Source organism: Pseudomonas sp. Irchel s3b5 (assembly GCF_900187435.1).
Taxonomy (GTDB): domain Bacteria; phylum Pseudomonadota; class Gammaproteobacteria; order Pseudomonadales; family Pseudomonadaceae; genus Aquipseudomonas.
Window position 1 is genome coordinate 230,635 of record NZ_FYDY01000006.1, and the last position, 25,329, is coordinate 255,963.

The window sequence follows — 25,329 nt, forward strand, 5'->3', positions numbered from 1 at the left end:
CCCGACATGTTGCCTGAAGTCACTCAATTCGAAGACACCGTCACGCTGGTCAGCGACACCGGCATCCAGTTCATGGATTTCGCCCTGCGCCTGGATCCCCGCAAGGAACCGGCGGGTGAGTTCGCACCGATGATCAGCGGGCTGATCTGCCGCCTGGCGTATAACGAAGAGAAAGACTTCTTTTTCTACGAGCCCGAACCGGAAAAGGTCGAAAAGGCCAAACCTGCGTTCAGCGTCGACATGAAAAGCAGCCTCGATTTACTCGACGGTATCTGGCTGCCGACCCCGTTTTTCCGTTTCATGCCGCCGCATCGCTTCGACGAAGGCCCTACCAACTGGTCGCGCATGCGCTTGGTGAAACTGGCAACTCCCGACATCGACGGCAACACCCACCGCCTGACGATGGCGTTCGACAGCCGTGTGATGCCCAAGCGTGACGGCACTGCATATCTGGCGCCAAACGAAGAAGACATCAGCTCCGGCGTATCTTTCAAACTGGCGACCAAGGCTAGCGAAACCCGCTGGTTTCTGGCACAGCCGTGGGTCAACGAGTGGTTGCTGGAAGTGTTCAATGAGGGCAATGCCCACCGTTCGCGCGCAGAGTTGGACATCGATATCCGTGCCAACTATCACCTGGCGCACTACCTCAACTTGCTCAGCCTGTTGAGCAAACCGTCATCCGCCCAGCCGTCGAAAGCCCGGGCGAAAGTTGAAATCCCTGAGCTGAAAGTGGTCGCCAACGATAGCAATGGCCTGGTCAAACCGATTCCAGTGGACCTGGTGCTGGACGTCGGCAACTCGCGCACCTGCGGCATCCTGATCGAAAACCACGGTCAGGCCGGCTCCGGACTGAAGCAGAATTACGTGCTGGAACTGCGTGACCTGATCACCCCCGAACACACCTACAACCTGCCGTTTGAAAGCCGCGTGGAGTTCGCCCAGGCGTATTTCGGCAAAGACCACTGCTCGGTCAAGAGCGGTCGTCACGATGCGTTCCAATGGGCGACGATTGCCCGCGTCGGCAATGAGGCCAGTCGTCTGGCCAGTCGTCGTCGCGGCACCGAAGGCTCCACCGGCCTGTCCAGCCCGAAACGCTATCTGTGGGACGAAAACGCCTATGGCCACGGCTGGCGTTTCAACTGCTCGTACATAAAGACCGACAACGAGCCGTACGCCACCGCCGCGCCGTTCTCGCACCTGATCAACGAAACCGGCGAGGCGCTATACAGCCTCGAAGAAGACGATCGTCTGCCGGTGTTCATGCCGCGTTATTCACGCAGCTCGCTAATGACCTTCATGCTCGCCGAAGTGCTGGCCCAGGCGCTGTCGCAAATCAACAGCCCGGCCCAGCGTTCGCGCCAGGGTCACACCCGCGTGCCGCGCCAACTCAACAGCATCACGCTGACCGTACCGCCGGGCATGCCGCAGGCCGAGCGCAGCATCCTCAACGAACGCATGCTGCAAGCCATCGGCCTGGTGTGGAAAAGCCTCGGCTGGCATGCCGGCGAGGAAGATCCACATCAGGATCAGGCCGTCAGCCCACGCACGCCGATCCCGAGTATCCGCGTGGAATGGGACGAAGCGTCCTGCGGCCAGTTGGTGTACCTGTACACCGAGGTCAACGAGAACTTCGCCGGTCATCCGGAAGAGTTTTTCGACACCATCGCCCGGCCGGACAAGGCCGACCGCCAACGCATCACCCTCGCGACCATCGACATCGGCGGTGGCACCACCGACCTGGTGATCACCGACTATCGCCTCGACCGCGCGGGTAATACCGGCAGCGGCAGCAACGTGCACATCGTGCCCGAACAGCGTTTTCGCGATGGTTTCAAAGTGGCCGGTGACGACATCCTGCTGGACGTGATTCAGGACTTCGTCCTGCCGAGTTTCGAAAAAGCCTTGCAGAACGCTGGCGTGAAAGCTGCGGATTCGCTGATGTCACGGTTGTGTGGCGATGAATCGGTCAGCGCCCAGGACATGATCCTGCGCCAGCAATTGAACCTCCAGGTGTTCGCCCCGCTGGGCCTGGCACTGCTCAAGGCGTACGAGCATTACGATCCGCAGGTCCCGCAAGCAGTCACCCCGCAAAGCTACCGCCAACTGCTCGGTGACAACGCAATCAGCCAGACCGTGCTGGACTACGTCAATGCCGCCGTGCGTCGCGATGTCGGCGGTCAAAGCGGTTTCGACCTGTATGCCGCGCCGATCAGCTTCGACCTGCAAAAGCTCCACGCCGCGTTCCTCAATGATCAGATCAACATCACCAAGATCCTTGGTGCGCTGTGTGAAGTGGTCGCGCATTACCCGTGTGATGTTTTGCTGCTGACCGGCCGTCCTTCGCGCCTGCCCGGCATCCAGGCGTTCATTCGCAAGGTGTTGCCGCTGCCGCCGGGGCGTATTCTGGCGCTGCAAAACTACCGTACCGGCGGCTGGTATCCGTTTCACAAGAACGGCCGGATCGACGACCCGAAAAGCACCGCCTCGGTCGGCGCCATGCTCTGCCTGTTGTGCGCCAACCACAGCGTGCCGAACTTCTACTTCCGGGCATCGGCGCTCAAGCCGTATTCGACGGTCAAGCACATCGGCGTCATCGACCTGAACAACGTGATCAAGGATGCCGACGTGCTGTACCGCGACATCCAGTCCGAAGACTACAAAATAAAGCTGCCGGAAATCGGCACGGGCGACGGCGCCGACACACCACAGCTGGAAATGCGCGGTGACCTGCGCCTCGGTTTCCGCCAGTTGGCCACCGACCGTTGGGCCGCCTCGCCGCTGTACACCTTGCGGTTCACCAAGGCCGGTCGGGAGAAGTTTTCCCGGGCAATCGGTGAAAACGGCAGCGCGCCGCTGCTCAAGGTACGGTTCGAGGTCAAACCGGCAGACAAATACACACGCAAACAGGATCTGGTCAGCGACCGCCTCTCGGTCCGCGACATCGAATCCAACAGCAACAACGTCAACTTCAACCCGCGCAGCGACCTCGAACTGGAACTCAACACCATGCTCGACGCCGGCCTGAGCGAGACCAAGTACTGGCTCGACAGTGGAAGTGTGAAACGCAAATGAATGACCTGACCCCCGATCAAACTCAGCTCTCTGCCAGTTGGGCCGCTGTTTATGAAGGCGCCGGTCAGGCGCTGGACTGGATAGGCCAGACGCGCGGCAATGCGCCGCGTCTGGACAGCGAAGCCGACAACCTGAACATCCGCCTGCACCGCGCCCGCAACCTGGCCCAAAGCCTCGGTCGCGTGGCCTGTACGCCGATGACCATTGGCTTTTTCGGTTTGTCCCAGGCTGGCAAGTCCTACCTGATTTCGGCCCTCGCCGCCGGTCAGAACGGCAAGCTGGAGACCGAGTTCGGCGACCATCGCCTGGACTTCATCAAGCACATCAACCCGGTGGGTGGTGGCAAGGAAGCCACCGGCCTGGTAACGCGCTTCAGCCGTCGGGCGACGGAAAGCCAGGACAAGGACTTCCCGGTAGAACTCACGCTGTTCAAGGAAATCGAGCTGGCAAAGATTCTCGCCAACGCCTGGTTCAAGGATTTCGACCTTGAACGGATTTCCTACGAGATCGACGAAGAACGCATCCAGCGCGCGCTCAAACCGTTCGAGGGCCGCGAAACCGGCCCGCTGCAAACGGGGGTCAATGCCGACGATCTGGTGTCGCTGTGGGATTACCTGCGTGACAATTTCCGCAACTCGGTGAAGAAGCTTGAGCACCTGTACTGGCCCAAAGCGTTGCAACTGGCGCCACGCCTGAATTTCCAGGAACGGGCCGAGCTGTTTTCGATTCTCTGGGGCGAGCAAAGCGAGTTGACGCGCGTGTACCAGCAATTGGCCGGCGCGCTGCACAAGCTGGGTCTGCCCGAGACCGTGTTCGCACCGTTGAAGGCCTTGGTGAGTTTCGAAAACGACACATACAGCCAGCGCGACAGCATCATGAACGTCGACATCCTCGAACGCTTCGGCAGCCCGCAGGACTTGCCGATCGATGTTCGACCGCTGGTTGGCGATCGCCTGCAAAACAGTCAGGCGATACCTGTCGCGCAACTGGCGGCGCTGACCGCCGAAATGACCTTCCCCCTGATCGAAGCGCCGGTTGATGACATCGTCAATCAGGTCGACTTGCTGGACTTCCCCGGTTATCGCGGACGCCAGAAACTGCACGAGATCGCCAATTCCAACGACCCGCAATCCACCGCCAAGGACAACTCCGTTTCCCAGCTGATCCTTCGCGGCAAGGTCGCCTATCTGTTCGAACGCTACACCGACAACCAGGAAATGAACGCACTGGTGGTCTGCACCGGTTCGACCAAGCAAAGCGACGTCAACGACGTGGGCCCGGTGCTGACCCGCTGGATCGAAAAAACCCAGGGCGCCGACTCGGCCGCTCGCAGCAAGCGCGACACCGGGCTGATCTGGGCGTTGACCATGCTCGACCTGCGCATTACCAACTCCCTCAGCCTGACACCCGATCAGTACGACGAGAGCTGGAACGGCATGGTCAAGCTGACCATGCTGGAGCGCTTCGGTAGCCTGAGCTGGATGAACGACTGGGCCGGCACACCGTTCCAGAATACCTACCTGGTGCGCAAACCGCGTATGGACGCGGCGTTCATCGGGCAAGACGCGACCGGCGCGGAAACCGGCCTCAACGCCATCTATCAAGAACGTGTCGACGCACTGGGTTCCAGCTTTGCCAGCAACGCCCTGGTGTGCAAACACATCAAGAACCCGGCCAACGCCTGGGCAGAAATGCTGCGCAACGATGACGGTGGCATCAGCCACTTCAGCGGCAGTTTCAAAGGCGTGGCCAATATCGAATTCAAATTGCAGCGCATCCGCGAGCAATTGAGCGAATGCCTCGAAGGTCTGACCACTCACGGCCTCAGCACCTGGTACCACGCCGACGACGACAGCGCCGCAGCCGCCAAGAAAGCCAAGGCGCAAATGATTCTGACAGGCCTGGGTCGTCGTCCGGCAGTACTTGGCGAATTGATCGATCAACTCGACATACCGAGCGAAGAGGTCCGCGACCTGTACCTCAGCGGCGTGTACGAAACCGATGACGTGCCGGCCGCGAAAGAGCCGGTCGCCCCGACACCGAGCCAGAGCCTGTATGGCAACGACGCCGGTTTCAATTTCGATTTCAGTGACGACCTCAGCCACGAAGCGCCCGTCAGCAGCAAAACCGGCACCCCGGCGCCCGAACTGCAAAGCAACGAGCACCGTTTCGCCAAAGCGGCGTTCAAGGCCTGGATCGCACACCTGCGTGAACTGACCACCCGGCAAAGCCTGCTCAACCTGCTGGGGCTGGAAAAGGCCTTGCTGGAAGCGGTGGTCGATGAACTGATCACCGCCGGTTATCGCCAGGACTTGCCGGGGCAACTGAGCCGCGCCGTCCTCAAACGTGCACAAAGCGGCGCGCGGCGCGATCAACTGGTCGAGCGCCAGGTACTGGAAGTGCAACGGGTGCTGCGCGATTACGTGTCCTGGTTCGGCTACCTCCAGAAACCGGTGAGCGAGCGCCCAAACAGCCGCGCCGGGGCCAAGGAGCCATTGTTTTCGTTCTACACCGACATTGGCCCGGGACAAGTGCCCGTGCTGCCGGCGCAACCGGCGAATCAGGCGCAGCGGTATCTGGGCGACTGGCTCTCGGGCCTGGCCTACATCACGCAGGACAATGCCGGCCATGGTGCCGGACGAGAAATCACCCCTGAACAGAACGAACGGCTGGGCCAAGTGCTCACAGCCTTCGCAGCGAGATAAGCAATGCCCATTCGTGTCGACCTGCTCGCGTTAGAGCCCAATGTGCCTGGCCAGGCCCGCCTCACTGTGAAGAAATGGCAGGGTGACGAGGAACAACTGGAGTTTTCCATTCAGCGTAACCAGGACGGTTTTTACCTCCAGGACCACAAGACCTGGAGCAACAATCCATTCTGGTTCAAGGTCTCGCGTTTCAACCTCACGGCCAACGACGAAGCCCTGGAAACGCAGGTCGGCCCGAACGTGGTCGACCCGCTGCTGGAAGGCGGCGCCAATTCGCAATTCCAGATCGAACTGCGCCAACAGAACCACGGTCATGCCGATAAAGGCGTGGTTCGCCCAGGCGTTGGGCTGCTGCCGTCCACGGCCGGCGGCCAGACGCGCTCGACCTACGGCAGCGCCGAACTGACGACGCCGAGCGTACCACCGGTGGAGATCCCGGAGATCCCGGACATGCCTGAACTGGTCTTGTCCACCGCCGAACCCGAAGTGGAGTTGGAGTCGGTGCTCACCGAGCCCGCCTACACGCCGCCGCCTCCACCGGTGAAGAAAAGCAACAAAGGCCTGATCGGTCTGTTGATTGTGGTGTTGTTGCTGGCAGCGGGTGCCGGATTCTGGTTCTACAAACGCACCCCGGCCCCTGCGGTTACCGCCACTGCCGCCGCACCCGCCGGCGCCGATGCTCAAGCCTGCACCCTCGACAGCATGAACAGTCTGCCCGAGTTGACCTTCGTCCAGACCTGCATCAAGGCGGCCCCCGACAGCGCCAGGTTGCTGGAGATCATCAACCAGGCCAAGGCCGGTAAACACTGCGGCGTCGCCCAGCGTCTGTACGCCAACCGTGCCCAGGCCGGTGACACGCTGATCGCCAATGCTTATGCCCGCGAATACGACCCTAAATACCTGAAGGCCAGCGAGTGCTTCCCGACCGCGGACAACGCCACCGCCGCCTACTGGTACGAAACCATCCTCACCCAGGACCCGAACAACACCGAAGCCAAGCAGCGCTTCGAGGAGTTGCAGAAGTGATCCGTTCGCCCATGAGTCGATTCCTGCTGAGCGGTGCCGCCTTGCTCGCACTGTGCATCAGCCCGCTGTCCCAGGCCGGTGACAAACCGCTGATCCAGGCCGGTAAAAAGACCCTGTTTCAACGCGTGCTGACCACGCCGGGCTGCAAGACCAGCCCGACGGCGGGCGGTACCGAAGGTGACGCACAACCCGTCTTCAGCCGCTTTTATGTGTACGAGCGCGCGCAAGCAGGCAACGCCGAATGGCTGAAAGTCGGCCCCGACAGCTATGGCAAAACCATTGGCTGGCTGCCTGCAAGCTGCACCACCGACTGGAAGATGCAGCTGACGCTGGCCTTCACCAATCCGGCCAACCGTGACCGGCTGTTGTTCTTCAAGGACCGCGCCACCGTCGAAGGCATTCTTGATGCACCGGACCCGGTCAGCAAAGTCGCGCCGCTGCGGGCCACGCTGAAAAAGGGCCAGCAAGCACCGGGCGTACTGGCTGAAGAACCTGAATACTTCGTCGACCTGCAAAAGCAGTTCTACCTGCTGCCGGTGCTCAGTGGCGAAGAAGTCATGACCGAAAGCGGTTTCCGCACGCGCCTGCTCAACGTCGCCTCCGTCAGCAAGCCGGATGACAAGAGCGCCAAGGGTGGTGCTGCAACCAGCGCTGCCGGCAGCAAGGAAGCCGAAGAGAAAAAGGCCAACCAGCTGAAGGAATTCAGTGCGGCCGTGGTATTTGTCATCGACTCGACGATTTCGATGGACCCCTACATCGACCGCACCCGCGAGGCGATCCGCAAGGTTTACCAGAAGATTGAAGCGCAGAATCTCGGCAAGCAGGTCAAATTCGGCCTGGTGGCTTTCCGCTCCAACACCCAGGCGGTACCTGGGCTGGAATACACCACCAAAATGTACGCCGACCCTACCAGGGTGAAAGACAGCGCCGACTTCTTCGCCAAAATCGCCGACCTCAAGCAGGCTACCGTGTCGAGCAGCAGTTTCGATGAAGACTCGTTTGCTGGCGTCATGGAGAGCATCGACAAGGTCGACTGGAACCAGTTCGGCGCGCGCTACGTGGTGCTGATCACTGACGCGGGCGCCATCGAAGGTGACGACAAGCTGTCGAAGACCGGTTTGAGTGCCTCACAGGTGCGTATGGAAGCCGCCAACCCGGGCGTGGCGATTTACACCCTGCACCTGAAAACCCCGGCCGGGGCCAAGGACCACGCCAAGGCCGAGGCGCAGTACCAGAACCTGTCGACCTACCCGGGCACCAATACCTCGCTGTACTACCCGGTGAATGCTGGGGATGTGCAAGAATTCGGGCGCAAGGTTGACGCCCTGGCCGGTGCGATCACGACACAGGTGAAAGCCGCCTACATGGGCGAGGACGCCATCGGCAGCGCGGCGAATGCCAAGCAGGACCCGGCCGAGAAGAAAATGCTCGAAGACGCGGCGCTGATCGGCCACGCCATGCAACTCGCCTACCTCGGCGAGAAGACCAACAGCAAGGCCCCGCCGGTGTTCAAGGCGTGGATCACTGACCGCGACCTGATCAAGCAGAACATTCCGACCACCGATGTGCGGGTGCTGCTGACCAAATCCCAGCTCAGCGACTTGAGCGACGTGATGAAGCAGATTCTCGATGCCGCCAACGAAGGCCTGATTTCGCCGACGGAAATGTTCGATCGCCTGCGTTCCGTGGCGGCGACCATGGGCGCCGATCCCAATCAGCTCAAACAGAACGGCAACGCCAAACTGGCGGACATGGGCGTCCTCGGCGAATACCTCGAAGACCTGCCTTATCACAGTGAAGTGCTGAACCTGGATGAAGAGACCTGGAAGAGCTGGGACGGTCTGGCGCAAGAGAAATTCATCCGCACGCTGAACACCAAACTGCGGCATTACCAGCGTTACAACGCCGATGTCGACCGCTGGGTAGCGTTGGCCAAGGACAGCGATGCGCGGGATAACGTCTACCCCGTACCACTGGAAATGATGCCTTAACGAGACGCCCATGCTTGATATCAAGAACCTGCTGGTGCGCCGTGGTGAAGGCGCACAGGCTCATCACGTGCGATTGCCGCACTTGCAGGTTGGCGCCGGGGAAATCCTCGCCATCACCGGCGAAAGCGGCAGTGGCAAAAGCACGTTGCTCGAAGCCATCGGCCTGTTGCTCGCGCCAGTGGAACTCGAGCGCTTTCGACTGGGCGCGGCGCCCGCTCAGGATATCGCCCATCTGCTGGCGACTGACGACCAGCCTGCTCTGGCAGCGGTGCGTTCACGGCATTTGGGATTCATTTTGCAGAGCGGCGGCTTGCTGCCATTCCTGAGCGTGCGGGACAACATCAGCCTGCCGCGCCGTTTGCTCGGGATGCCGGCGAAGAGCGAGCACATCGACCACGCCGTTGATGTGTTGCGCCTGCAAGGGTTGCTGGATAAACAACCACAGGCCTTGTCGATCGGTGAACGCCAGCGCGTGGCCTGCGTTCGGGCAATTGCCCATGAACCGCTGCTGCTGTTGGCCGACGAGCCGACCGCCGCGCTCGACCCTCACAGTGCCCGGCGTTTGTTCGAGTTGCTGCTGAGCCTGGTGTCGAGCATGGGCCTGAGCGCACTCGTTGTGTCCCATGACTGGGCCTTGCTGAAAGATTTCGGCTTGCCGCGACTCGGCGCTATCAGCCGCCAGGGAGAGACTCTGTTTGAACCGATGGACTGATCGCTTGCACCTGCTGGGCTCACTGGCGCTGCAAGACCTCTGGCACGACCGCAAGGTCTCGCTGTGCATCGCCGCGTCCCTGGTGGCGGTGATCGCACCGTTATTGCTGCTGTTCGGGCTCAAACACGGGGTGGTCAGCCAGCTGCAGGACGAACTGCTGCGTGACCCGCGCAACCTTGAAGTGAAAATGCTCAGCAACGGCAATTACGACACGGCCTGGATCGAGCGTTTGCGCCAGCGCCCCGAGACCGGTTTTGCCCTCGGCCAGACCCGCTCCCTCAATACCCAGGCTGACTTGCAGATTGGCATGCAACGGTTTGTCGAAGGCGCAGAAATCATCGCGACCGAGCCGGGCGACCCACAACTGAACCTGGCGTCACTCAACCCCGTCGGCAATCAAGTGATCCTCAGCGCCAGCGCAGCGCAACGCTTGCAGGCCAAGGTAGGCGACAGCGTGCAGATGCGGGCCTTGCGCCGCCTGGACGGTGTCAATGAACGTGGCGAGATGACGCTGACGGTACTGGCCGTGCTCGACGGTGCCCGCTTCGGTCGCGCTGCCGGGTTTGTCGCCCCGCCGCTGCTGCTGGATCTGGAGCGCTTTCGCGACGGCTACCAGGTCAGTGGGTTCGGCGTTGACACCGGCAAGCCTCAGGGTAATCTGCAACCGTTGTATGCCCGCGCCCGCGTTTATGCGCGCGACATCGATCAGGTCGCACCGCTGGAACACTGGCTCAACGAACAACACATCGAAACCTCCAGCCGACTGGCCGACATCGACAACGTCAAAGCCATCAACCATGTGCTGGGGCTGATCTTCGGTGTAATCGCCATGGCGGCACTGATCGGCTGCGTGGCGTCGATGGTGGGCGCGTTCCTGGCCAACATCGACCGTAAACGCAAAAGCCTGGCGGTCCTGCGCCTGCTGGGTTTCAAACGCCGGGCCGTTGGCGGTTTCGTGGTCCTGCAAGCGCTGGTGCTGAGCCTTGCCGGCTACATTGGCGGGCTGGGGTTTTATGCTGTGGGCAGTCATTTGTTCGACTACTTGCTCGGCAACAGCCAGGCGACCGGCACCTTCGTTTGCCACATTACCGCTTGGCATGGCGTTGCCGCCCTGCTCCTGACCTTCCTGGTCGCTGCATGGGTGGCCGCGATCGGCGCCCTGCGAGCCATCAACATCCAACCTGCGGAGAGTCTGCGTGAGCTATAAACGTTTTGGCTTGCTGTTGCCCCTGAGCCTCGGCTACGTGCTTTGCGCCTCGGCGGCAGGCTGGGAAGCGAAGTATTACAACCCGATGCCAGACGCCGCCGACGTGGTGCTGCCAATGCCCTGCGAAGGCTCGATGGTGTTTCGCAAGGTGTTCATTCCGGTCGCCGGCCCGCTGGATGACTACCCGATCAACATCGGTCAGGACGGCGCGGAATACGGCTATGTCGAACAGACCCGTCCGACCTTTATCGCCGGCAGTTTTACCGGGGCCAAGAACGACAAATCCCGCTACTACCTGATGGCCAAGTACGAGATGAGTCAGTTGCAATACGCCGCGCTGACCGAAGCGACCTGCCCCACCGCCGCCACCAAGATGCGCTTGCCGCAAACGGCGGTGAGCTGGGTGCAAGCCATCGACGCCGCCGACAAGTACAACCTGTGGCTGCGCAAAAACGCCGCCGGCAAGCTGCCCAAGGAAGACGGCGCGCAAGGCTTTCTGCGCCTGCCAACCGAAGTCGAATGGGAGTTCGCCGCACGCGGCGGGCTGGAAGTCAGTGCCGCTGAATTCCGCGACACGCACTACCCGATGCCTGAAGGCATCAACGCCTACGAGTGGTTCGCCGGGGCGCAATCGTCCAACGGCAAAGTGCAATTGACCGGTCTGCAAAAGCCCAACTCGCTGGGCCTGCATGACATGCTCGGTAACGTCGACGAAATGATGTTCGAGCCGTTTCGCCTGAACAAACTCGACCGCCAGCACGGTCAGGCCGGCGGCTACGTCGTCCGTGGCGGCAACTACCTGACCGCGCAAGCCGACCTGCGTACGGCATTGCGCCAGGAAGAGCCGTATTACAACGCCGAAGGCCAGGTGAAAAACAAGACCACCGGCCTGCGCTTGGTCATGGTCTCACCGACCCTCACCTCTCGCGAACGGGTCGCCAGCATCGAAAGCAGCTGGAAGAAACTCGGCACCGGCAGCAAGGACCCCGAATCCGCCGACAAAGGCACCGTACAATCCCTGAACAGCCTCGCCTCGGGCGTCGAAGACAAAGCGCTCAAGGAAAAACTCAAGGCCTTGGAAAGCCAGCTGCGTGCCAGCAACCAGCAGCAGGAAGAAACCCGCGACCAGGCGATCCGTGCCAGCCTCAACCTGGGTGCTTTCCTGTGCACCAAGATGCTCGACGATGGCCAGTACGTGGACTTCCTGCAAAAAAACTACAAGCTCAATTGCGAAGGCGCGGACAAAGACGCCAGTTGCGACATGCGTAAAGGCAAGCTCGAAGAGCAAAAGGATCGCCTGCACAAACTCAGCCGTTACTACGCCAGTAGCCTGGTGGAATCGGCTACCTTGTACGGCCAGCCACTGCTTGAAACGCAAGTCCCGGTGATGGAAGAAATCATCAGCCGCAACAAACAGCTGCAAGACCTCAAGCCTTACTTGCGCACCCACTGGGCCAATCAGAAGGCGTTCCTGCAAAAGCAGAAAATCGACACTGAAGCCTGGCTGACCAGCTGCAAAACCGTCACTCAATAACAACGCGTCAACACCGTTATGTAGGAGTTTCACCATGTCGCGCAGCCTTTGGACTCGCTTCAAGCTACAGATCGCTTTCGTAGTCGCCGGCAGCCTGCTAATGACCGGTTGCGCCAACACTGGCAGCTCCATGCTCGGCGAGGGCGACGGTGCCGACCCGCGCCTGACCCAGGGCAATGACGCAGATTTCTTCAGCAAGTCCGGATACCAGGCCTGCGCCGTCGGCGCCGGTGTCGCCATCCTCGCTTGCGCACTGTCCAACAGCAACAACAAAACCGTGTGCGTCGTCGCCGCCGGTATTACCGCGTGCGGCGTGGCCATGGGCGCCAACTATTACCTGGATCAACGTCGCGCCGAATACGCCGACACCACCACCCGTTTGGCGAAAATGAACAGCGACGTCGAGCAAGACACGCAGAAGGTGATCGCCCGTACCGCGACCGCTCAGCAAGTGATCAATGATGACCAGGCGCAAATCGCCCAGATCAAAAAGGACATCGCCAACAAGAGGGTCGACAAGTCCAGGGCTCAGGCGCAAATCGCCGGGATCGATTCGGACATCGCACGCCTGCGTAAAGACCTTGCCAACATGCGTACCAAAGTCACCGAGTACAGCAAAGTGGCAGACGCCGAGCGCTCACAAGGCACCAGCGCCGAGATCAGGCAGGTGGACATGAACATTCAGAAAATGAACCAGAAAGTCGTCACCCTCCAGAAGGAAGTCGATGCTCTGTACAGCCAACGCTCCGCAATCACACTGGGCTAAGCACATGACGCTACGAAAACTGGTGGTTATCACCGCCGTCCTGGCCCTGAGCGGTTGCGCGACCGCGCCCGGCGAGTGCGATGCAACCAATCGCGACAGCAGCATGCTGACCAAGATGAATTGCGACTACTCCGGTGGTTACAGCGATCAGGTCAAGCAGAAGGAACTGGCCCTGAGCGAGTCCCGCCAGCAAAACGCAATGTTCCATCAGGTGTACGAGAACATTCAGGCCCAACAACTCAGCACCAAGACCGATCTGGCCAGCCAGCAGAAATCCCAGGCGGCGCTGAATCAGTCGCTGGCGCAACTGCTGACCTCGCTCAAGGCCCGCCGTGGCAATGAAGCCCAGGTGCAGAAGCAAATTGCCGACCTCGAGAAGCAGCTCAAGGCTTCGCAAGCGGCGCCAACGACCCAATCAACCCCAGCGACGCTGGCGGCCAAGCAGCAAGAGCTGAAAACGTTGCAGAAGAAGGTCAATCAGCTGCAATTCAGCCTCGGCTACGAAGAGTAACTTTTCACCCCGCAGGGCATCCCGACGGATGCCTGCACTTTTTCAGGAATCGTCGTCATGCAGCGGGTCATCAGGGATGCGCAAGCCACATCGGAGGGGATGAGTACGCTGCAAGCCAAAGTCGCCCTCATCCAGAAACACTTTCCGCCGACCGTCGCCAGTCTGTTTGCCATCCCGCGAATGGGCAGCGGCGACGTGCTGGAATGGTGGACCGAACTGGGCGGCCAACCCACGCCCTATGCCGACCTCAACGAGGACGCGCAACGACGGTTGCTGGAAACCTATGAAGTGCGACAGACGTCCCTTGGACAGCTGGCGGACGAACTGCAAAAACGCGGTCAACCGACGGAAGCGGATGACCTGCGCAGCCTGCTCGGCGCGCCTGAGCTGGACAAACTCTACAGCCTCAACGGTGAGCCTTTGGTGGTGCGCTGGAACCTGCGTCCGCCCAAACCGATCGTGCCGCCGGTGGTACCTCTCGCTCCGGTCGTGCCGCCATCGCGTCGAGGCTGGTGGATCGCGGCGGCCTTGCTCGCGTTGTTGCTGCTGCTTCTGGCGCTCTGGCTCTGGTGGTTCCTGCACCGTGAGCCGGTTGTTGTGGTTCCGCCTGTCGCGCCAGTGGCGCCAGTGGTGACGCCGGTTGAGAAACCGGTTGAACCTGCTCCCGAGCCTGTCGTGGAACCGGAACCGAAACCTGCTCCGGTACCAGCACCCGCGCCAGAACCGGTACCAGTACCAGTACCGGAACCCAAGCCGGTCCCGCCACCAAAACCAGCACCGGAACCCAAGCCGATCCCGCCACCCAAACCGGTTCCACCACCCAAACCGGTAGTGGCTGCCCCGCCACCAGCCCCAACGCTGGACAACTTCGCATGCCGTAAAAATGCGCCGAACTCAGAGATCCCGCAATTCGTGGTGGTGCTCGACACCTCGGGTTCGATGAACTTGAACATCAAGTCAGTGAAAGCCGACGAGGACTGGTTCTTCGGTAGTGACCTCAACAAGCTCCTGGACCCGAACCGCACCATGCGGCTCACCGCCAGACCCAGCCGCATGGACGTCGCCAAGGACTCGCTGGCCAGCATGATCAACGGGCTGGACCCGAAGATCGACACACGCCTGATCACCTTCGCCGGCTGCGAAAGAACACCGGACCGGGGTGTGTTCAGGTTCGGCGACCGCCCGAGGCTGATCAACGGGATTCGAGGTCTGGTTCCCGACGATGGCACACCGCTGGCCGACAGCCTGGCCCACGCGGCGAGTACCGTCGACGGGCGCAATAACGATGCGGTTATCGTGATGTTTGTCGACGGAGAAGACGGTTGCGGGCAGGACGTTTGCGCGGTATCCCGTCGAATCGCCAGGGAACAACCGCGCCTGCGGGTCAACGTGGTGAAAATCGGTGTTGGCGGCCCGTCACGTTGCATCGCTGAAAACACCGGCGGCCGGGTTTACAACAGCACCAACGCGGCTGAACTGGGCAACCAGTTGAAACAGGCAAGCAAGGAATTATCCAGCAATGCCAAGTGTGATTAGCTTGGGAGCATGCTGAAATGAAGTGACCCCATTCGCGAGCAGGCTCGCTCCCACAGGGTTTGTGTCGATCACAAATACAGTGTTGGAGCCTGCTCGCGATGGCTATCTCAGAGGCGCCTCAACGAAACCGGTCAACATCATGCCGCAAGTCTGCGCCAGGCTTTCCAGCCCCTAGGCAGTCACAGCCACAGTGCCACATCGATTCAGCTCAGGTGCTCGACCGCCGGTAATTCCATGGCCCGAACCTCACCCAAGAGGAAAACGCTGAGGCGGCGCAAACGTTCACCTCCAGGGCGGGTTTTCGGCCAGACCAGGTAATAATTCTCACCGCTGGCGACGGCTGTCGGCCACGGCAAACTCAGACGTCCCTGCGCAACATCCTCCGCCACCATCAGCAAATCGCCCATGGACACACCATAGCCTCGGGCGGCAGCAATCATGCCCAGTTCCAGTGTGTCGAACACCTGCCCGCCCTTGAGCGAGACTTGATCGGTCAGGCCCATGCGCTCCAGCCACTTGCGCCAGTCACGGCGGTCCGGCGTCGGGTGCAGCAGCTCGGCGCTGGCCAGGCGCGCAACGTCCCACGGTTGATCCTTCAGAAGATTCGGTGCGCCCACCGGAATCAGCTCTTCGGGGAATAGGAAAGTCGTCTCCCAGTCCGGAGGAAAATGCCCGTTGCTGAGGATGACGGCACAGTCAAAGGGTTCGTGATTGAAGTCCACCGTATCGATGTCCATCCAGGCGCTGGTCAATTGCACTTCGTTGCCCGGTTGCAGATGACGGAAGCGGCTGAGGCGCGCCAGCAACCAGCGCATGGTCAGGGTCGACGGGGCTTTCATGCGCAGGATGTCGTCTTCGGCACGCAGGGTGTTGCAGGCCCGCTCCAGGGCTGTGAAACCCTCGCGAATACCCGGCAACAGCAAACGGGCCGACTCGGTCAGTTGCAGGTTGCGGCCACTGCGGTGAAACAAGCGGCAGGCAAAATGATCTTCCAGCGTACGAATATGCCGGCTGACCGCACTTTGGGTGATCGACAGTTCTTCGGCGGCGCGGGTAAACGAACTGTGCCGCGCCGCCGCTTCGAATGCGCGCAGGGCATACAAGGGAGGAAGACGACGTGACATCAGGAATGCTCCTACAGCGGGACTCGCCAACCCTAGCAGAAACTATTCAGCATGAGTTTGAATCATGCCATCTATCCTTTTTATCCCTTTGTGCAATCCCCGCAAAGCGCCGAGAATCGACGCTTTCCTGTTCTCTCTGATATTCGAGCGTGATGACCATGCAGCATCCAGCGCGTATTGAACTCTGGGCCATCCTGCGGCTGGCGGGGCCGTTGATTGCCTCGCAGTTGGCGCACATGTTGATGGTCCTCACCGACACATTGATGATGGCGCGCCTGAGTCCCGAGGCGCTGGCCGGTGGCGGGCTCGGTGCGGCGACCTATTCGTTCGTGTCGATTTTCTGCATCGGCGTGATTGCCGCGGTCGGCACCCTGGTGGCGATCCGGCAAGGTGCCGGCGACATCCTCGGAGCGACCCGATTGACCCAGGCCGGGTTATGGCTGGCGTGGCTGATGGCACTGGTTGCCGGCCTGCTGCTGTGGAACCTCAAACCGGTCCTGCTGCTGTTTGGCCAAACCGAAACCAACGTCAACGCGGCCGGTCAGTTTTTGATCTTCCTGCCGTTCGCTCTGCCCGGTTACCTGAGCTTCATGGCCCTGCGCGGGTTCACCAGTGCCATCGGCCGCGCAACACCGGTAATGGTCATCAGCGTGGGCGGTACGGTCGCCAACTTCTTGCTCAACTATGCGTTGATCACCGGCATGTTCGGCCTGCCAAAACTGGGGCTGATGGGGATCGGGCTCGTGACGGCGATTGTCGCCAACCTCATGGCGCTGGCACTGGCGTGGCACATCCGTCGGCACTCGGCCTACAACGACTATCCGCTGCGCCAGGGTCTATCGCGACTCAACCGTCAGTACCTGAAGGAGCTGTGGCGCCTGGGCCTGCCGATTGGTGGCACCTATGCGGTGGAAGTCGGGCTGTTTGCTTTCGCCGCGCTGTGCATGGGCACCATGGGCAGTACGCAACTGGGCGCGCACCAGATCGCCCTGCAGATCGTGTCGGTGGCGTTCATGGTGCCGGCGGGGATTTCTTACGCGATCACCATGCGCATCGGTCAGCACTACGGCGCCGGGCAACTGTTGAGCGCACGCCTGGCTGGCCGTGTCGGCATAGTCTTCGGCGCGGTGGCGATGTTGTGTTTCGCGATGGTGTTCTGGCTGCTGCCGAATCAATTGGTGGGTCTGTTCCTCGACCACAATGACCCGGCCTTCCGCGAAGTCATCAGTCTGGCGGTGAGCCTGTTGGCGGTGGCCGCGTGGTTCGAGCTGTTCGACGGCGTGCAAACCATTGCCATGGGTTGCATTCGCGGGCTCAAGGATGCGAAGACCACGTTCCTCGTCGGCCTGGGTTGCTACTGGCTGATTGGCGCGCCTGCGGCCTGGTGGATGGCGTTTCACCTGAACTGGGGACCGACCGGCGTCTGGTGGGGTTTGGCGCTGGGGCTGGCGTGCGCGGCGGTGAGCCTGACGCTTGGATTTGAGTGGAAGATGAAACGGATGATCGAGCGCGAGCCAGCGCAACGGAACGGTTTCACAGTCGCTCAGCCAGACTGAGATCCCTGTAGGAGCTGGCTTGCCAGCGATAGCGATGACCGTCACATCATCGCTGGCTGTCAGGCCATCATCGCCGGCAAGCCAGCTCCTACAGGTGACTTGTGGCGCCTTAACTAACGATTTCCATCATCGGCTGCTGTCTGGCGTCGAACGTCAGGTACTCCACCAACTCGGCCAGCGGCAACGGTTTGCTGATCAAATACCCTTGCACCTGATCGCAATCAAACCCGCGCAACAAATCCAGCTGCTCCGGCGTTTCCACGCCTTCAGCCACGACCTCGAGGTTGAGGTTGTGCGCCAGGTTGATCATCGCGTGGACCAGTTTGCGGTTCTCCTCGCGCTGCTCCATGCCGCCGACAAAGCTCTTGTCGATCTTCAGCAGCGTGATCGGCAGGCTGTTGAGGTGCACGAACGACGAAAAACCCGTTCCGAAGTCGTCGAGGGAGAAGCGCACACCGAGGCGCCCGAGGGCGTCCATGGTCTGCTTGACCAGATCGCTGCGACGCATGACCGCGGTTTCGGTCAATTCGAATTCCAGCCATTGCGCCTCGACACCGCGTTCGGCGATCAAACGGCTCAGGGTCGAGAGCAACTGGCTGTCCTGGAACTGGCGGAACGACAGGTTGATTGCCATGTGCAGCGGCGGCAAGCCCAGTTCAAGCAACGCCTGCATGTCGCGCAACGCCCGGGAAATCACCCAGTAGCCCAGCGGCACGATCAGGCCGCTTTGCTCGGCCAGCGGCACGAATTCACTCGGTGGCAGCAAACCGCGCTCGGCATGACGCCAACGGACCAGGGCTTCGAGGCCGACGATCTCCCCGTCTTCAAGGTTCAGCCGTGGCTGGTAATGCAGTTCCAGTTCGTCACGACGCAACGCCCGGCGCAGTTCGCTTTCAAGGTCGGCGATGCTGCGGGCATTGCGGTTGATGCGTTCGTTGAAAATGTGAAAGGTGCAGCCCTGGGTGCTCTTGGCCTGTTGCATGGCGATGTGCGCGTGCCACATCAGCGGGTCCGCACCGGCCTGGGCCCGTGCATGGGCAATGCCCAGGCTGGAGCCGATCAGCAGGCTTTCGCCATCGACCCAATAAGGCTCGGCCAATGCTTCGCTGATGCGCTCGGCCATCCACTCGGCACGCTGGGGAGCGCGACGAGTGTCGATCAGCAGAGCAAATTCATCACTGCCCAGGCGCGCCAACTGATCGCCGGCCTCAAGCTGGCTCTTGAGCCGCGCCACCACTTGCAGGATCAGGCGGTCACCGGCCTGATGACCGAGGGCATCATTGGCGTAACGGAAATTGTCGAGGTCGAGGTGACCGAGAGCCAGACCGCGCCCGTCGTTTTCCGCCAGCCGCGCTGTCAGCAAGGTCTGAAAACCCTGGCGATTGGCGATGCCGGTCAGCGGGTCTTGCTCGGCCAGGCGTTGCAGGGTGTTTTCCAGCACGCCACGTTCGCGCACATGGCGCAGGCAACGGCGCAACATGCCGTGATCGAGCAGATCGCGCACCAACCAGTCACTCACGCCATCGGGCGGGGTCTGGGGCTCGTGATCCAGCAGCAACACCGTCGGCAGATTGCAACGGCCGGGTGCCGGCTGAAGTGCCGGGATCGTCAATAACACCGCGCTGCGGTTGTCATCGAACAGACTGCTGACCGAGTCCCAGCTCGGCGCACTGATAAGCACGGCCGTGCTCCCCATCGGAGCCAGACACTCGCGCAACAACGCTGCCCACGCTGGCTCTTCGGCCAGTAACAGCAAACGCAAGGGTTCGACAGGCGTAGACAAGCTAGCTCCCTAGACTCTGCAAAGATGTAGGCGACCGGCATTATGCCGTGCCGATAACCAATGGCAATGACATCAATTATCAAAACGCGGTCTTTGTATCTGGAATTACGAACATTAGCCGCAAATTTATTGCGCATCCTGCGTGAAAGTAACAAAACCGGCAAATACAGAAAGCGTTGTACGTCACAAGTCGGACAGAGCAGCACAATTCGCTGAGCCTGTTAAAATGCCGGCCCATTTCGTGACTGACTTCTGAATTTACGTATGTCCCGACTCAATCCCCGGCAGCAAGAAGCCGTGAACTACGTCGGCGGCCCTCTATTGGTGCTCGCCGGCGCAGGCTCCGGCAAGACCAGCGTGATCACGCGCAAAATCGCGCACCTGATCCAGAACTGCGGCATCCGCGCCCAGTACATCGTCGCCATGACCTTCACCAACAAGGCCGCACGCGAGATGAAGGAGCGGGTCGGCACCCTGCTGCGCGCCGGCGAAGGCCGCGGGCTGACCGTCTGCACCTTCCACAACCTGGGCCTGAACATCATCCGCAAGGAACACGTGCGGCTGGGCTACAAACCGGGCTTCTCGATTTTCGACGAGACCGACGTCAAAGCCCTGATGACCGACATCATGCAGAAGGAATACTCGGGCGAAGACGGCGTCGACGAGATCAAGAACATGATCGGCGCCTGGAAAAACGACCTGATCCTGCCGCCCCAGGCCCTGGAAAACGCGCGCAACCCCAAGGAGCAGACCGCTGCCATCGTCTACACCCACTACCAGCGCACGCTCAAGGCGTTCAACGCGGTGGACTTTGACGACCTGATCCTGCTGCCGGTGAAGCTGTTTGAAGAGCACGCCGACATCCTGGAAAAGTGGCAGAACAAGGTGCGTTACCTGCTGGTCGACGAATACCAGGACACCAACGCCAGCCAATATTTGCTGGTGAAAATGCTCATCGGCAAACGCAACCAGTTCACCGTGGTAGGCGACGACGACCAGTCGATCTACGCCTGGCGGGGTGCGCGGCCGGAAAACCTGATGCTGCTCAAGGACGATTACCCGTCCCTGAAAGTGGTGATGCTGGAGCAGAACTACCGCTCCACCAGCCGCATCCTGCGCTGCGCCAACGTGTTGATCTCGAACAACCCGCACGAATTCGAAAAGCAGCTGTGGAGCGAGATGGGTCACGGCGACGAGATCCGCGTGATCCGTTGCCGCAACGAAGACGCCGAAGCCGAGCGCGTGGCCGTGGAAATCCTCAGCCTGCACTTGCGCACCGATCGCCCGTACAGCGACTTTGCGATCCTCTATCGCGGCAACTACCAGGCCAAGCTGATCGAGCTGAAGTTGCAGCATCACCAGGTGCCGTATCGCCTGTCCGGTGGCAACAGCTTCTTCGGGCGTCAGGAAGTCAAAGACCTGATGGCGTACTTCCGCCTGATCGTGAACCCTGACGACGACAACGCCTTCCTGCGGGTGATCAACGTACCGCGCCGCGAAATCGGCTCGACCACGCTGGAAAAGCTCGGCAACTACTCCACCGAACGCAAGATCTCGATGTACGCCGCCACCGATGAAATCGGCTTGGGCGAGCATCTGGACAGCCGCTTCACCGATCGCCTGTCGCGCTTCAAGCGTTTCATGGACCGGGTGCGCGAGCAGTGCGCGGGCGAAGACCCGATTTCAGCCCTGCGCAGCATGGTCATGGACATCGACTACGAGAACTGGCTGCGCACCAACAGCTCCAGCGACAAGGCCGCCGATTACCGCATGGGTAACGTCTGGTTCCTGATCGAGGCGCTGAAGAACACCCTGGAAAAAGACGAAGACGGCGAAATGACCGTCGAAGACGCCATCGGCAAACTCGTCCTGCGCGACATGCTCGAACGTCAGCAGGAAGAAGAAGACGGCGCCGAAGGCGTGCAGATGATGACCTTGCATGCGTCCAAAGGCCTGGAATTCCCCTACGTGTTCATCATGGGCATGGAAGAGGAAATCCTCCCGCACCGCTCCAGCATCGAAGCCGACACCATCGAAGAAGAACGCCGCCTGGCCTACGTGGGTATTACCCGCGCACGTCAAACGCTGGCGTTCACCTTCGCCGCCAAGCGTAAGCAGTATGGTGAGATCATTGATTGCGCGCCCAGCCGCTTCCTCGATGAGCTGCCGCCGGACGATCTGGCGTGGGAAGGCAACGACGATACACCGACCGAAGTCAAAGCCGTGCGGGGCAATAGCGCATTGGCGGATATACGCGCGATGTTAAAGCGCTAGAATTGACCACTTTTTTACAACCTTAGGGCGCACAAAGCGCCAACAGAGGACAGCTTCATGGAAGCCCTGCACAAGAAAATTCGCGAAGAAGGCATCGTGCTTTCCGACCAGGTCCTGAAGGTCGACGCCTTTTTGAACCACCAGATCGACCCGGCCCTGATGAAGCTGATCGGCGACGAATTCGCCACGCTGTTCAAGGATTCGGGCATCACCAAGATCGTCACCATCGAAGCCTCGGGCATTGCCCCGGCGATCATGACCGGTCTGAACCTGGGTGTGCCGGTGATTTTCGCCCGCAAACACCAGTCCCTGACCCTGACTGAAAACCTGCTGTCGGCGACCGTCTACTCGTTCACCAAGCAGACCGAAAGCACCGTGGCGATTTCCCCGCGTCACCTGACCAGCAGCGACCGCGTGCTGATCATCGATGACTTCCTGGCCAACGGTAAGGCGTCCCAGGCGCTGATCTCGATCATCAAGCAGGCTGGCGCCACCGTCGCCGGTTTGGGCATCGTGATCGAGAAGTCGTTCCAGGGCGGGCGTGCGGAGCTGGATTCGCAGGGTTATCGCGTTGAATCGCTGGCCCGCGTCAAGTCGCTGGCTGACGGTGTTGTGACCTTCATCGAATAAAGCCGGACCGCAACCCCCCTGTAGGAGCTAGCCTGCTAGCGATGGCGTCGTGTCAGTCACAATCTTCATGACTGACAGACTGAAATCGCTAGCAGGCTAGCTCCCACAGTTGGTTTTGGGATGGGCAGTTATTGCCCGGTGGCTTTCAGGCCCGCCAGCAACAGCCGTTGATACAAGTCTTCCTTCAACCCTTCCGGCTTGCTCAGCTGCATGCGTTCCAGATGCTCAGGAAACGCCCCAGGCTCCGGCGCATCCAGCGCTGCCTTGCCCAACTCCAGCACTTCACTCAGCTTGAATTTGCTCTTGAGCCAGTTCAGCGCCCGCAACACATCCCGCTCCACGTCGGTGAAATCACAACCCAACGGATACTCCGGAAACAGATTCGGATGCCGCGCCTCAATGCCCTGCAAGCGCTCCGGTCGGTTATCACTGAAACGTGGATCAAGCTGAAAACCCTTCGGCAACTTGCCGACTTTTTGCGCCTGCTCGATCAATCCCTGTTGAAAGCGTGAATCGCAAATATTGAGCAACGCTTCGATCACTGCCGCATCGGTCTTGCCGCGCAGATCGGCGATGCCGTACTCGGTCACCACGACATCGCGCAGATGCCGGGGGATCGTGCAGTGGCCGTATTCCCAGACAATGTTCGAGCTGACGTCGCCGCCGGATTCGCGCCAGCTGCGCAGCAACAAGACCGAGCGCGCGCCTGCCAGTGCATGCCCCTGCACCACGAAGTTGTACTGCCCGCCCACGCCGCTAAGTACACGTCCGTCTTCCAGCTGATCCGCCACGGCGGCGCCGAGCAAGGTCACGGTAAACGCCGTGTTGATGAACCGCGCATCGAGACGCTGCAACCGCTTGAGTTCTTCCTGGCCGTAGAGCTCGTTGATGTAGCTGATGCGGGTCATGTTGAATTCAAGCCGCTTGCTCTGTGGCAACTCACGCAAGCGTTCGTAGAAGCTGCGCGGCCCGAGGAAGAAGCCACCGTGCACCGAGATGCCATCGGTTGCCGCTTCGTCGAGGGTGCCGGCATTCGCCTGCTGTTGAGTTTCAACATCCGGGTAGACCTTGCGCCGCACGATTCCGGCGTCGGACAGCATCAGCAAGCCGTTGACGAACATTTCGCTGCAACCGTACAGGCCTTTGGCGAAAGGTTCGAGGCCCCCTTCGCGCTCGATCAACTGCGCCCAGTGGCTGAGATTTACATCCGCCAGCAAAGCTTTGTAGCCATCATTTTCCGTCTGCCTGGCCAACAGCGCTGCCGTCAGCGCATCGCCCATCGAACCGATGCCGATCTGAAGCGTGCCGCCATCACGCACCAGGGTGCTGGCGTGCAGCCCGATGAAATGGTCCTGAAAACCTACCGGCATGTTGGGCGTGGAAAACAGTGTGGTGCTGTCTTTCTCGTCGATCAGCAGGTCGAACGTATCAATGCCGACCTCCGCATCGCCCGGCATATAGGGCAGATCGTTGTGGACCTGGCCGACCAGCAGAATAGTTTCCCCGACGGCGCGGCGCTTGGCGATCATGGGCAACAGGTCGAGGGTGATGTCCGGGTTGCAGCTCAGGCTCAAGCGATCAGGGTGCTCGGCATGGCTGGCCACCAACTGCGCCACCAGGTTCAGCCCAGCCGCATTGATGTCCCGCGCCGCGTGGCTGTAGTTGCTGCTGACGTAATCCTGCTGGGCAGGCGGGCTGTTGAGCAGGCTGCCGGGCTGCATGAAAAATTGCTGGATGTGAATGTTGCCCGGCAGGTTGTCGCGGCGCAGGTCGGCGAGGAGATCCAGCTCCGGATAATCGCCGAAGACCCGTTCGGTGAAGGGCTCGAGGAAACGCTTCTGCAAGCCATCGCCCAAGGACGGACGGCCCAGGCACAGTGCGGTGTAGATCGTCAGCCGCCGCTCGGGCAACTGGGCGATACGTCGATACAGCGCGTTGACGAAATGATTGGGTTTGCCCAATCCCAACGGCAGGCCCATGTGAATATGCGCCGGCAACCGCGCCAGAACGTCATCGACCGCTTGTTCGATAGTACACAACTGAACCATCCGAACCTCCCTCGCATTCCATGGTATGGGGTTGGACCGAGCTTGCCGGGTCTTTGCTGCATTGAACAGCCTGTAAAAAACCATCGCCCCACACAAAAACCGTGTAGGAGCGAGCATGCTCGCGAAGGACTCTCAGACGCCGCGGGGTTTCAGGTTCGCCAAGTTATCGTTAACGACCATCGCGAGCAGGCTCGCTCCTACGGTAAGCAACAAAAATCGCAGGCACAAAAAAGCCGCTCGAAAGCGGCTTCTTCGCGAAAGAGGCGGGCTGGTTACAGACCGGACATCTCTTTGATGGCGCCCTTCAGCTCGTCGTCGGAGCAGTCGGCGCAGGTGCCTTTAGGCGGCATCGCGTTGATACCGGTAATGGCTTTGGCCAGGATGCCGTCGAGGCCGCCCTGGTGATCGGCGCGTTCTTTCCAGGCCGCTTTGTCGCCGACTTTCGGCGCGCCCAACAGGCCGGTGCCGTGGCAAGCGTTGCAATGCTTGGCAATAACATCTTTAGGTGCCTTGGCACCACCGCCGCCGCCAGCCGAAGCGGCGACTTCCATGCCCTTGCACTCTTTACCTGTCACACAGACCTGGCCGACCGGCTCAAGGCGTTTGGCAATTTCGTCGTTGGTCGCAGCTTGAGCGCTGGCAGCCCATAGGGCCAATACGGTTGCTGGTACAGCCAGCATTTTCATAATTAGATTCACGCGTTCACCCTCAATGGTGGCTAGTCACGCCTACGGCCACGGTTCGCAGGCGGGCGCAAGTATAGCGGTAAGCCCGTCGCACTGAAACAACCCCAAAGTCGAAGGGGTCTTAGGCGGCGGCGGAAAAGCCGCCTGACCGCCTCTGCGAGGCTGACA

17 protein-coding genes are annotated in these 25,329 nt (G+C 60.6%); 13 read left to right on the forward strand and 4 right to left on the reverse strand.

Translation table 11 applies throughout. The features are described from left to right. The first annotated feature begins 6 nt into the window (after nt 1–6). From CKW15_RS09760 to CKW15_RS09805, 10 genes are read left to right on the forward strand one after another with little or no spacing between them, the layout of a single operon-like run. Complete coding sequence (locus tag CKW15_RS09760) at nt 7–3,072, forward strand: virulence factor SrfB (RefSeq protein WP_095057618.1); 3,066 nt, start codon at nt 7–9, stop codon at nt 3,070–3,072. Beyond that, the gene (locus CKW15_RS09765; RefSeq protein ID WP_095057619.1) at nt 3,069–5,777 is read left to right on the forward strand and encodes a putative virulence factor; all 2,709 of its coding nucleotides are present in this window, start codon (nt 3,069–3,071) and stop codon (nt 5,775–5,777) included. The genes CKW15_RS09760 and CKW15_RS09765 overlap by 4 nt, the downstream gene beginning before the upstream one ends. A gap of 3 nt (nt 5,778–5,780) precedes the next feature. After that, nucleotides 5,781–6,803 carry a hypothetical protein gene (locus tag CKW15_RS09770; RefSeq protein WP_095057620.1) on the forward strand — a complete coding sequence of 341 codons (1,023 nt, stop codon included), beginning with the start codon at nt 5,781–5,783 and terminating at the stop codon, nt 6,801–6,803. 11 nt (nt 6,804–6,814) lie between these two features. Next, nucleotides 6,815–8,794 (forward strand): vWA domain-containing protein, encoded by a 1,980-nt coding sequence (locus CKW15_RS09775; protein WP_095057682.1) that lies wholly within the window; start codon nt 6,815–6,817, stop codon nt 8,792–8,794. A gap of 10 nt (nt 8,795–8,804) precedes the next feature. Continuing rightward, the gene (locus CKW15_RS09780; RefSeq protein ID WP_095057621.1) at nt 8,805–9,506 is read left to right on the forward strand and encodes an ABC transporter ATP-binding protein; all 702 of its coding nucleotides are present in this window, start codon (nt 8,805–8,807) and stop codon (nt 9,504–9,506) included. Further along, nucleotides 9,490–10,713 carry an ABC transporter permease gene (locus CKW15_RS09785; RefSeq protein WP_095057622.1) on the forward strand — a complete coding sequence of 408 codons (1,224 nt, stop codon included), beginning with the start codon at nt 9,490–9,492 and terminating at the stop codon, nt 10,711–10,713. The genes CKW15_RS09780 and CKW15_RS09785 overlap by 17 nt, the downstream gene beginning before the upstream one ends. Then, nucleotides 10,703–12,247: an SUMF1/EgtB/PvdO family nonheme iron enzyme gene (locus CKW15_RS09790; protein ID WP_095057623.1), complete on the forward strand. Its 1,545-nt coding sequence runs from the start codon at nt 10,703–10,705 to the stop codon at nt 12,245–12,247. The genes CKW15_RS09785 and CKW15_RS09790 overlap by 11 nt, the downstream gene beginning before the upstream one ends. A gap of 34 nt (nt 12,248–12,281) precedes the next feature. Then, nucleotides 12,282–13,013 (forward strand): hypothetical protein, encoded by a 732-nt coding sequence (locus tag CKW15_RS09795; protein ID WP_095057624.1) that lies wholly within the window; start codon nt 12,282–12,284, stop codon nt 13,011–13,013. Nucleotides 13,014–13,017: 4 nt separating this feature from the next. Further along, a complete protein-coding gene (locus CKW15_RS09800) occupies nt 13,018–13,524 on the forward strand; it encodes a hypothetical protein (protein WP_095057625.1) in 507 nt (168 codons plus the stop codon). Nucleotides 13,525–13,581: 57 nt separating this feature from the next. Beyond that, on the forward strand, nt 13,582–15,060 hold the full coding sequence (locus CKW15_RS09805; protein ID WP_095057626.1) for a VWA domain-containing protein: 1,479 nt from the start codon (nt 13,582–13,584) through the stop codon (nt 15,058–15,060). Nucleotides 15,061–15,263: 203 nt separating this feature from the next. Here the strand turns inward: CKW15_RS09805 and CKW15_RS09810 are convergent, their stop codons facing one another. Next, nucleotides 15,264–16,184: a LysR substrate-binding domain-containing protein gene (locus CKW15_RS09810; RefSeq protein ID WP_095057627.1), complete on the reverse strand. Its 921-nt coding sequence runs from the start codon at nt 16,182–16,184 to the stop codon at nt 15,264–15,266. Between the two features lie 158 nt (nt 16,185–16,342). Between CKW15_RS09810 and CKW15_RS09815 the strand changes: the two genes are divergently transcribed. Continuing rightward, a complete protein-coding gene (locus CKW15_RS09815) occupies nt 16,343–17,740 on the forward strand; it encodes a NorM family multidrug efflux MATE transporter (RefSeq protein WP_095057628.1) in 1,398 nt (465 codons plus the stop codon). A gap of 109 nt (nt 17,741–17,849) precedes the next feature. Here the strand turns inward: CKW15_RS09815 and CKW15_RS09820 are convergent, their stop codons facing one another. After that, nucleotides 17,850–19,523, reverse strand: a complete 1,674-nt coding sequence (locus tag CKW15_RS09820; protein ID WP_095057629.1) for a bifunctional diguanylate cyclase/phosphodiesterase — start codon at nt 19,521–19,523, stop codon at nt 17,850–17,852. Nucleotides 19,524–19,787: 264 nt separating this feature from the next. On the opposite strand from CKW15_RS09820, the gene rep reads away from it, so the two are divergent. Both rep and CKW15_RS09830 read left to right on the forward strand, forming a co-directional pair. Beyond that, on the forward strand, nt 19,788–21,797 hold the full coding sequence (rep, locus tag CKW15_RS09825; RefSeq protein ID WP_095057630.1) for a DNA helicase Rep: 2,010 nt from the start codon (nt 19,788–19,790) through the stop codon (nt 21,795–21,797). A gap of 57 nt (nt 21,798–21,854) precedes the next feature. Further along, nucleotides 21,855–22,427 carry a xanthine phosphoribosyltransferase gene (locus CKW15_RS09830; RefSeq protein ID WP_046038985.1) on the forward strand — a complete coding sequence of 191 codons (573 nt, stop codon included), beginning with the start codon at nt 21,855–21,857 and terminating at the stop codon, nt 22,425–22,427. Nucleotides 22,428–22,555: 128 nt separating this feature from the next. Here CKW15_RS09830 and CKW15_RS09835 read toward each other — a convergent pair whose 3' ends face one another. Together CKW15_RS09835 and CKW15_RS09840 are read right to left on the reverse strand one after the other, a co-directional pair. After that, on the reverse strand, nt 22,556–24,475 hold the full coding sequence (locus CKW15_RS09835) for an acetyl-CoA hydrolase/transferase C-terminal domain-containing protein (RefSeq protein WP_095057631.1): 1,920 nt from the start codon (nt 24,473–24,475) through the stop codon (nt 22,556–22,558). A gap of 272 nt (nt 24,476–24,747) precedes the next feature. Then, nucleotides 24,748–25,161, reverse strand: a complete 414-nt coding sequence (locus tag CKW15_RS09840; RefSeq protein ID WP_095057632.1) for a cytochrome c5 family protein — start codon at nt 25,159–25,161, stop codon at nt 24,748–24,750. Nucleotides 25,162–25,329: the final 168 nt, after the last annotated feature.

Coding starts and splice junctions, on each gene's coding strand:
- CKW15_RS09840 (WP_095057632.1), bottom strand. CDS start 25,161: ATGAAAATGCTGGCTGTACCAGCAACCGTATTGGCCCTATGGGCTGCC.
- CKW15_RS09760 (WP_095057618.1), top strand. CDS start 7: ATGTTGCCTGAAGTCACTCAATTCGAAGACACCGTCACGCTGGTCAGC.
- CKW15_RS09775 (WP_095057682.1), top strand. CDS start 6,815: ATGAGTCGATTCCTGCTGAGCGGTGCCGCCTTGCTCGCACTGTGCATC.
- CKW15_RS09835 (WP_095057631.1), bottom strand. CDS start 24,475: ATGGTTCAGTTGTGTACTATCGAACAAGCGGTCGATGACGTTCTGGCG.
- CKW15_RS09795 (WP_095057624.1), top strand. CDS start 12,282: ATGTCGCGCAGCCTTTGGACTCGCTTCAAGCTACAGATCGCTTTCGTA.
- rep (WP_095057630.1), top strand. CDS start 19,788: ATGTCCCGACTCAATCCCCGGCAGCAAGAAGCCGTGAACTACGTCGGC.
- CKW15_RS09810 (WP_095057627.1), bottom strand. CDS start 16,184: ATGTCACGTCGTCTTCCTCCCTTGTATGCCCTGCGCGCATTCGAAGCG.
- CKW15_RS09830 (WP_046038985.1), top strand. CDS start 21,855: ATGGAAGCCCTGCACAAGAAAATTCGCGAAGAAGGCATCGTGCTTTCC.
- CKW15_RS09765 (WP_095057619.1), top strand. CDS start 3,069: ATGAATGACCTGACCCCCGATCAAACTCAGCTCTCTGCCAGTTGGGCC.
- CKW15_RS09780 (WP_095057621.1), top strand. CDS start 8,805: ATGCTTGATATCAAGAACCTGCTGGTGCGCCGTGGTGAAGGCGCACAG.
- CKW15_RS09770 (WP_095057620.1), top strand. CDS start 5,781: ATGCCCATTCGTGTCGACCTGCTCGCGTTAGAGCCCAATGTGCCTGGC.
- CKW15_RS09800 (WP_095057625.1), top strand. CDS start 13,018: ATGACGCTACGAAAACTGGTGGTTATCACCGCCGTCCTGGCCCTGAGC.
- CKW15_RS09805 (WP_095057626.1), top strand. CDS start 13,582: ATGCAGCGGGTCATCAGGGATGCGCAAGCCACATCGGAGGGGATGAGT.
- CKW15_RS09815 (WP_095057628.1), top strand. CDS start 16,343: ATGCAGCATCCAGCGCGTATTGAACTCTGGGCCATCCTGCGGCTGGCG.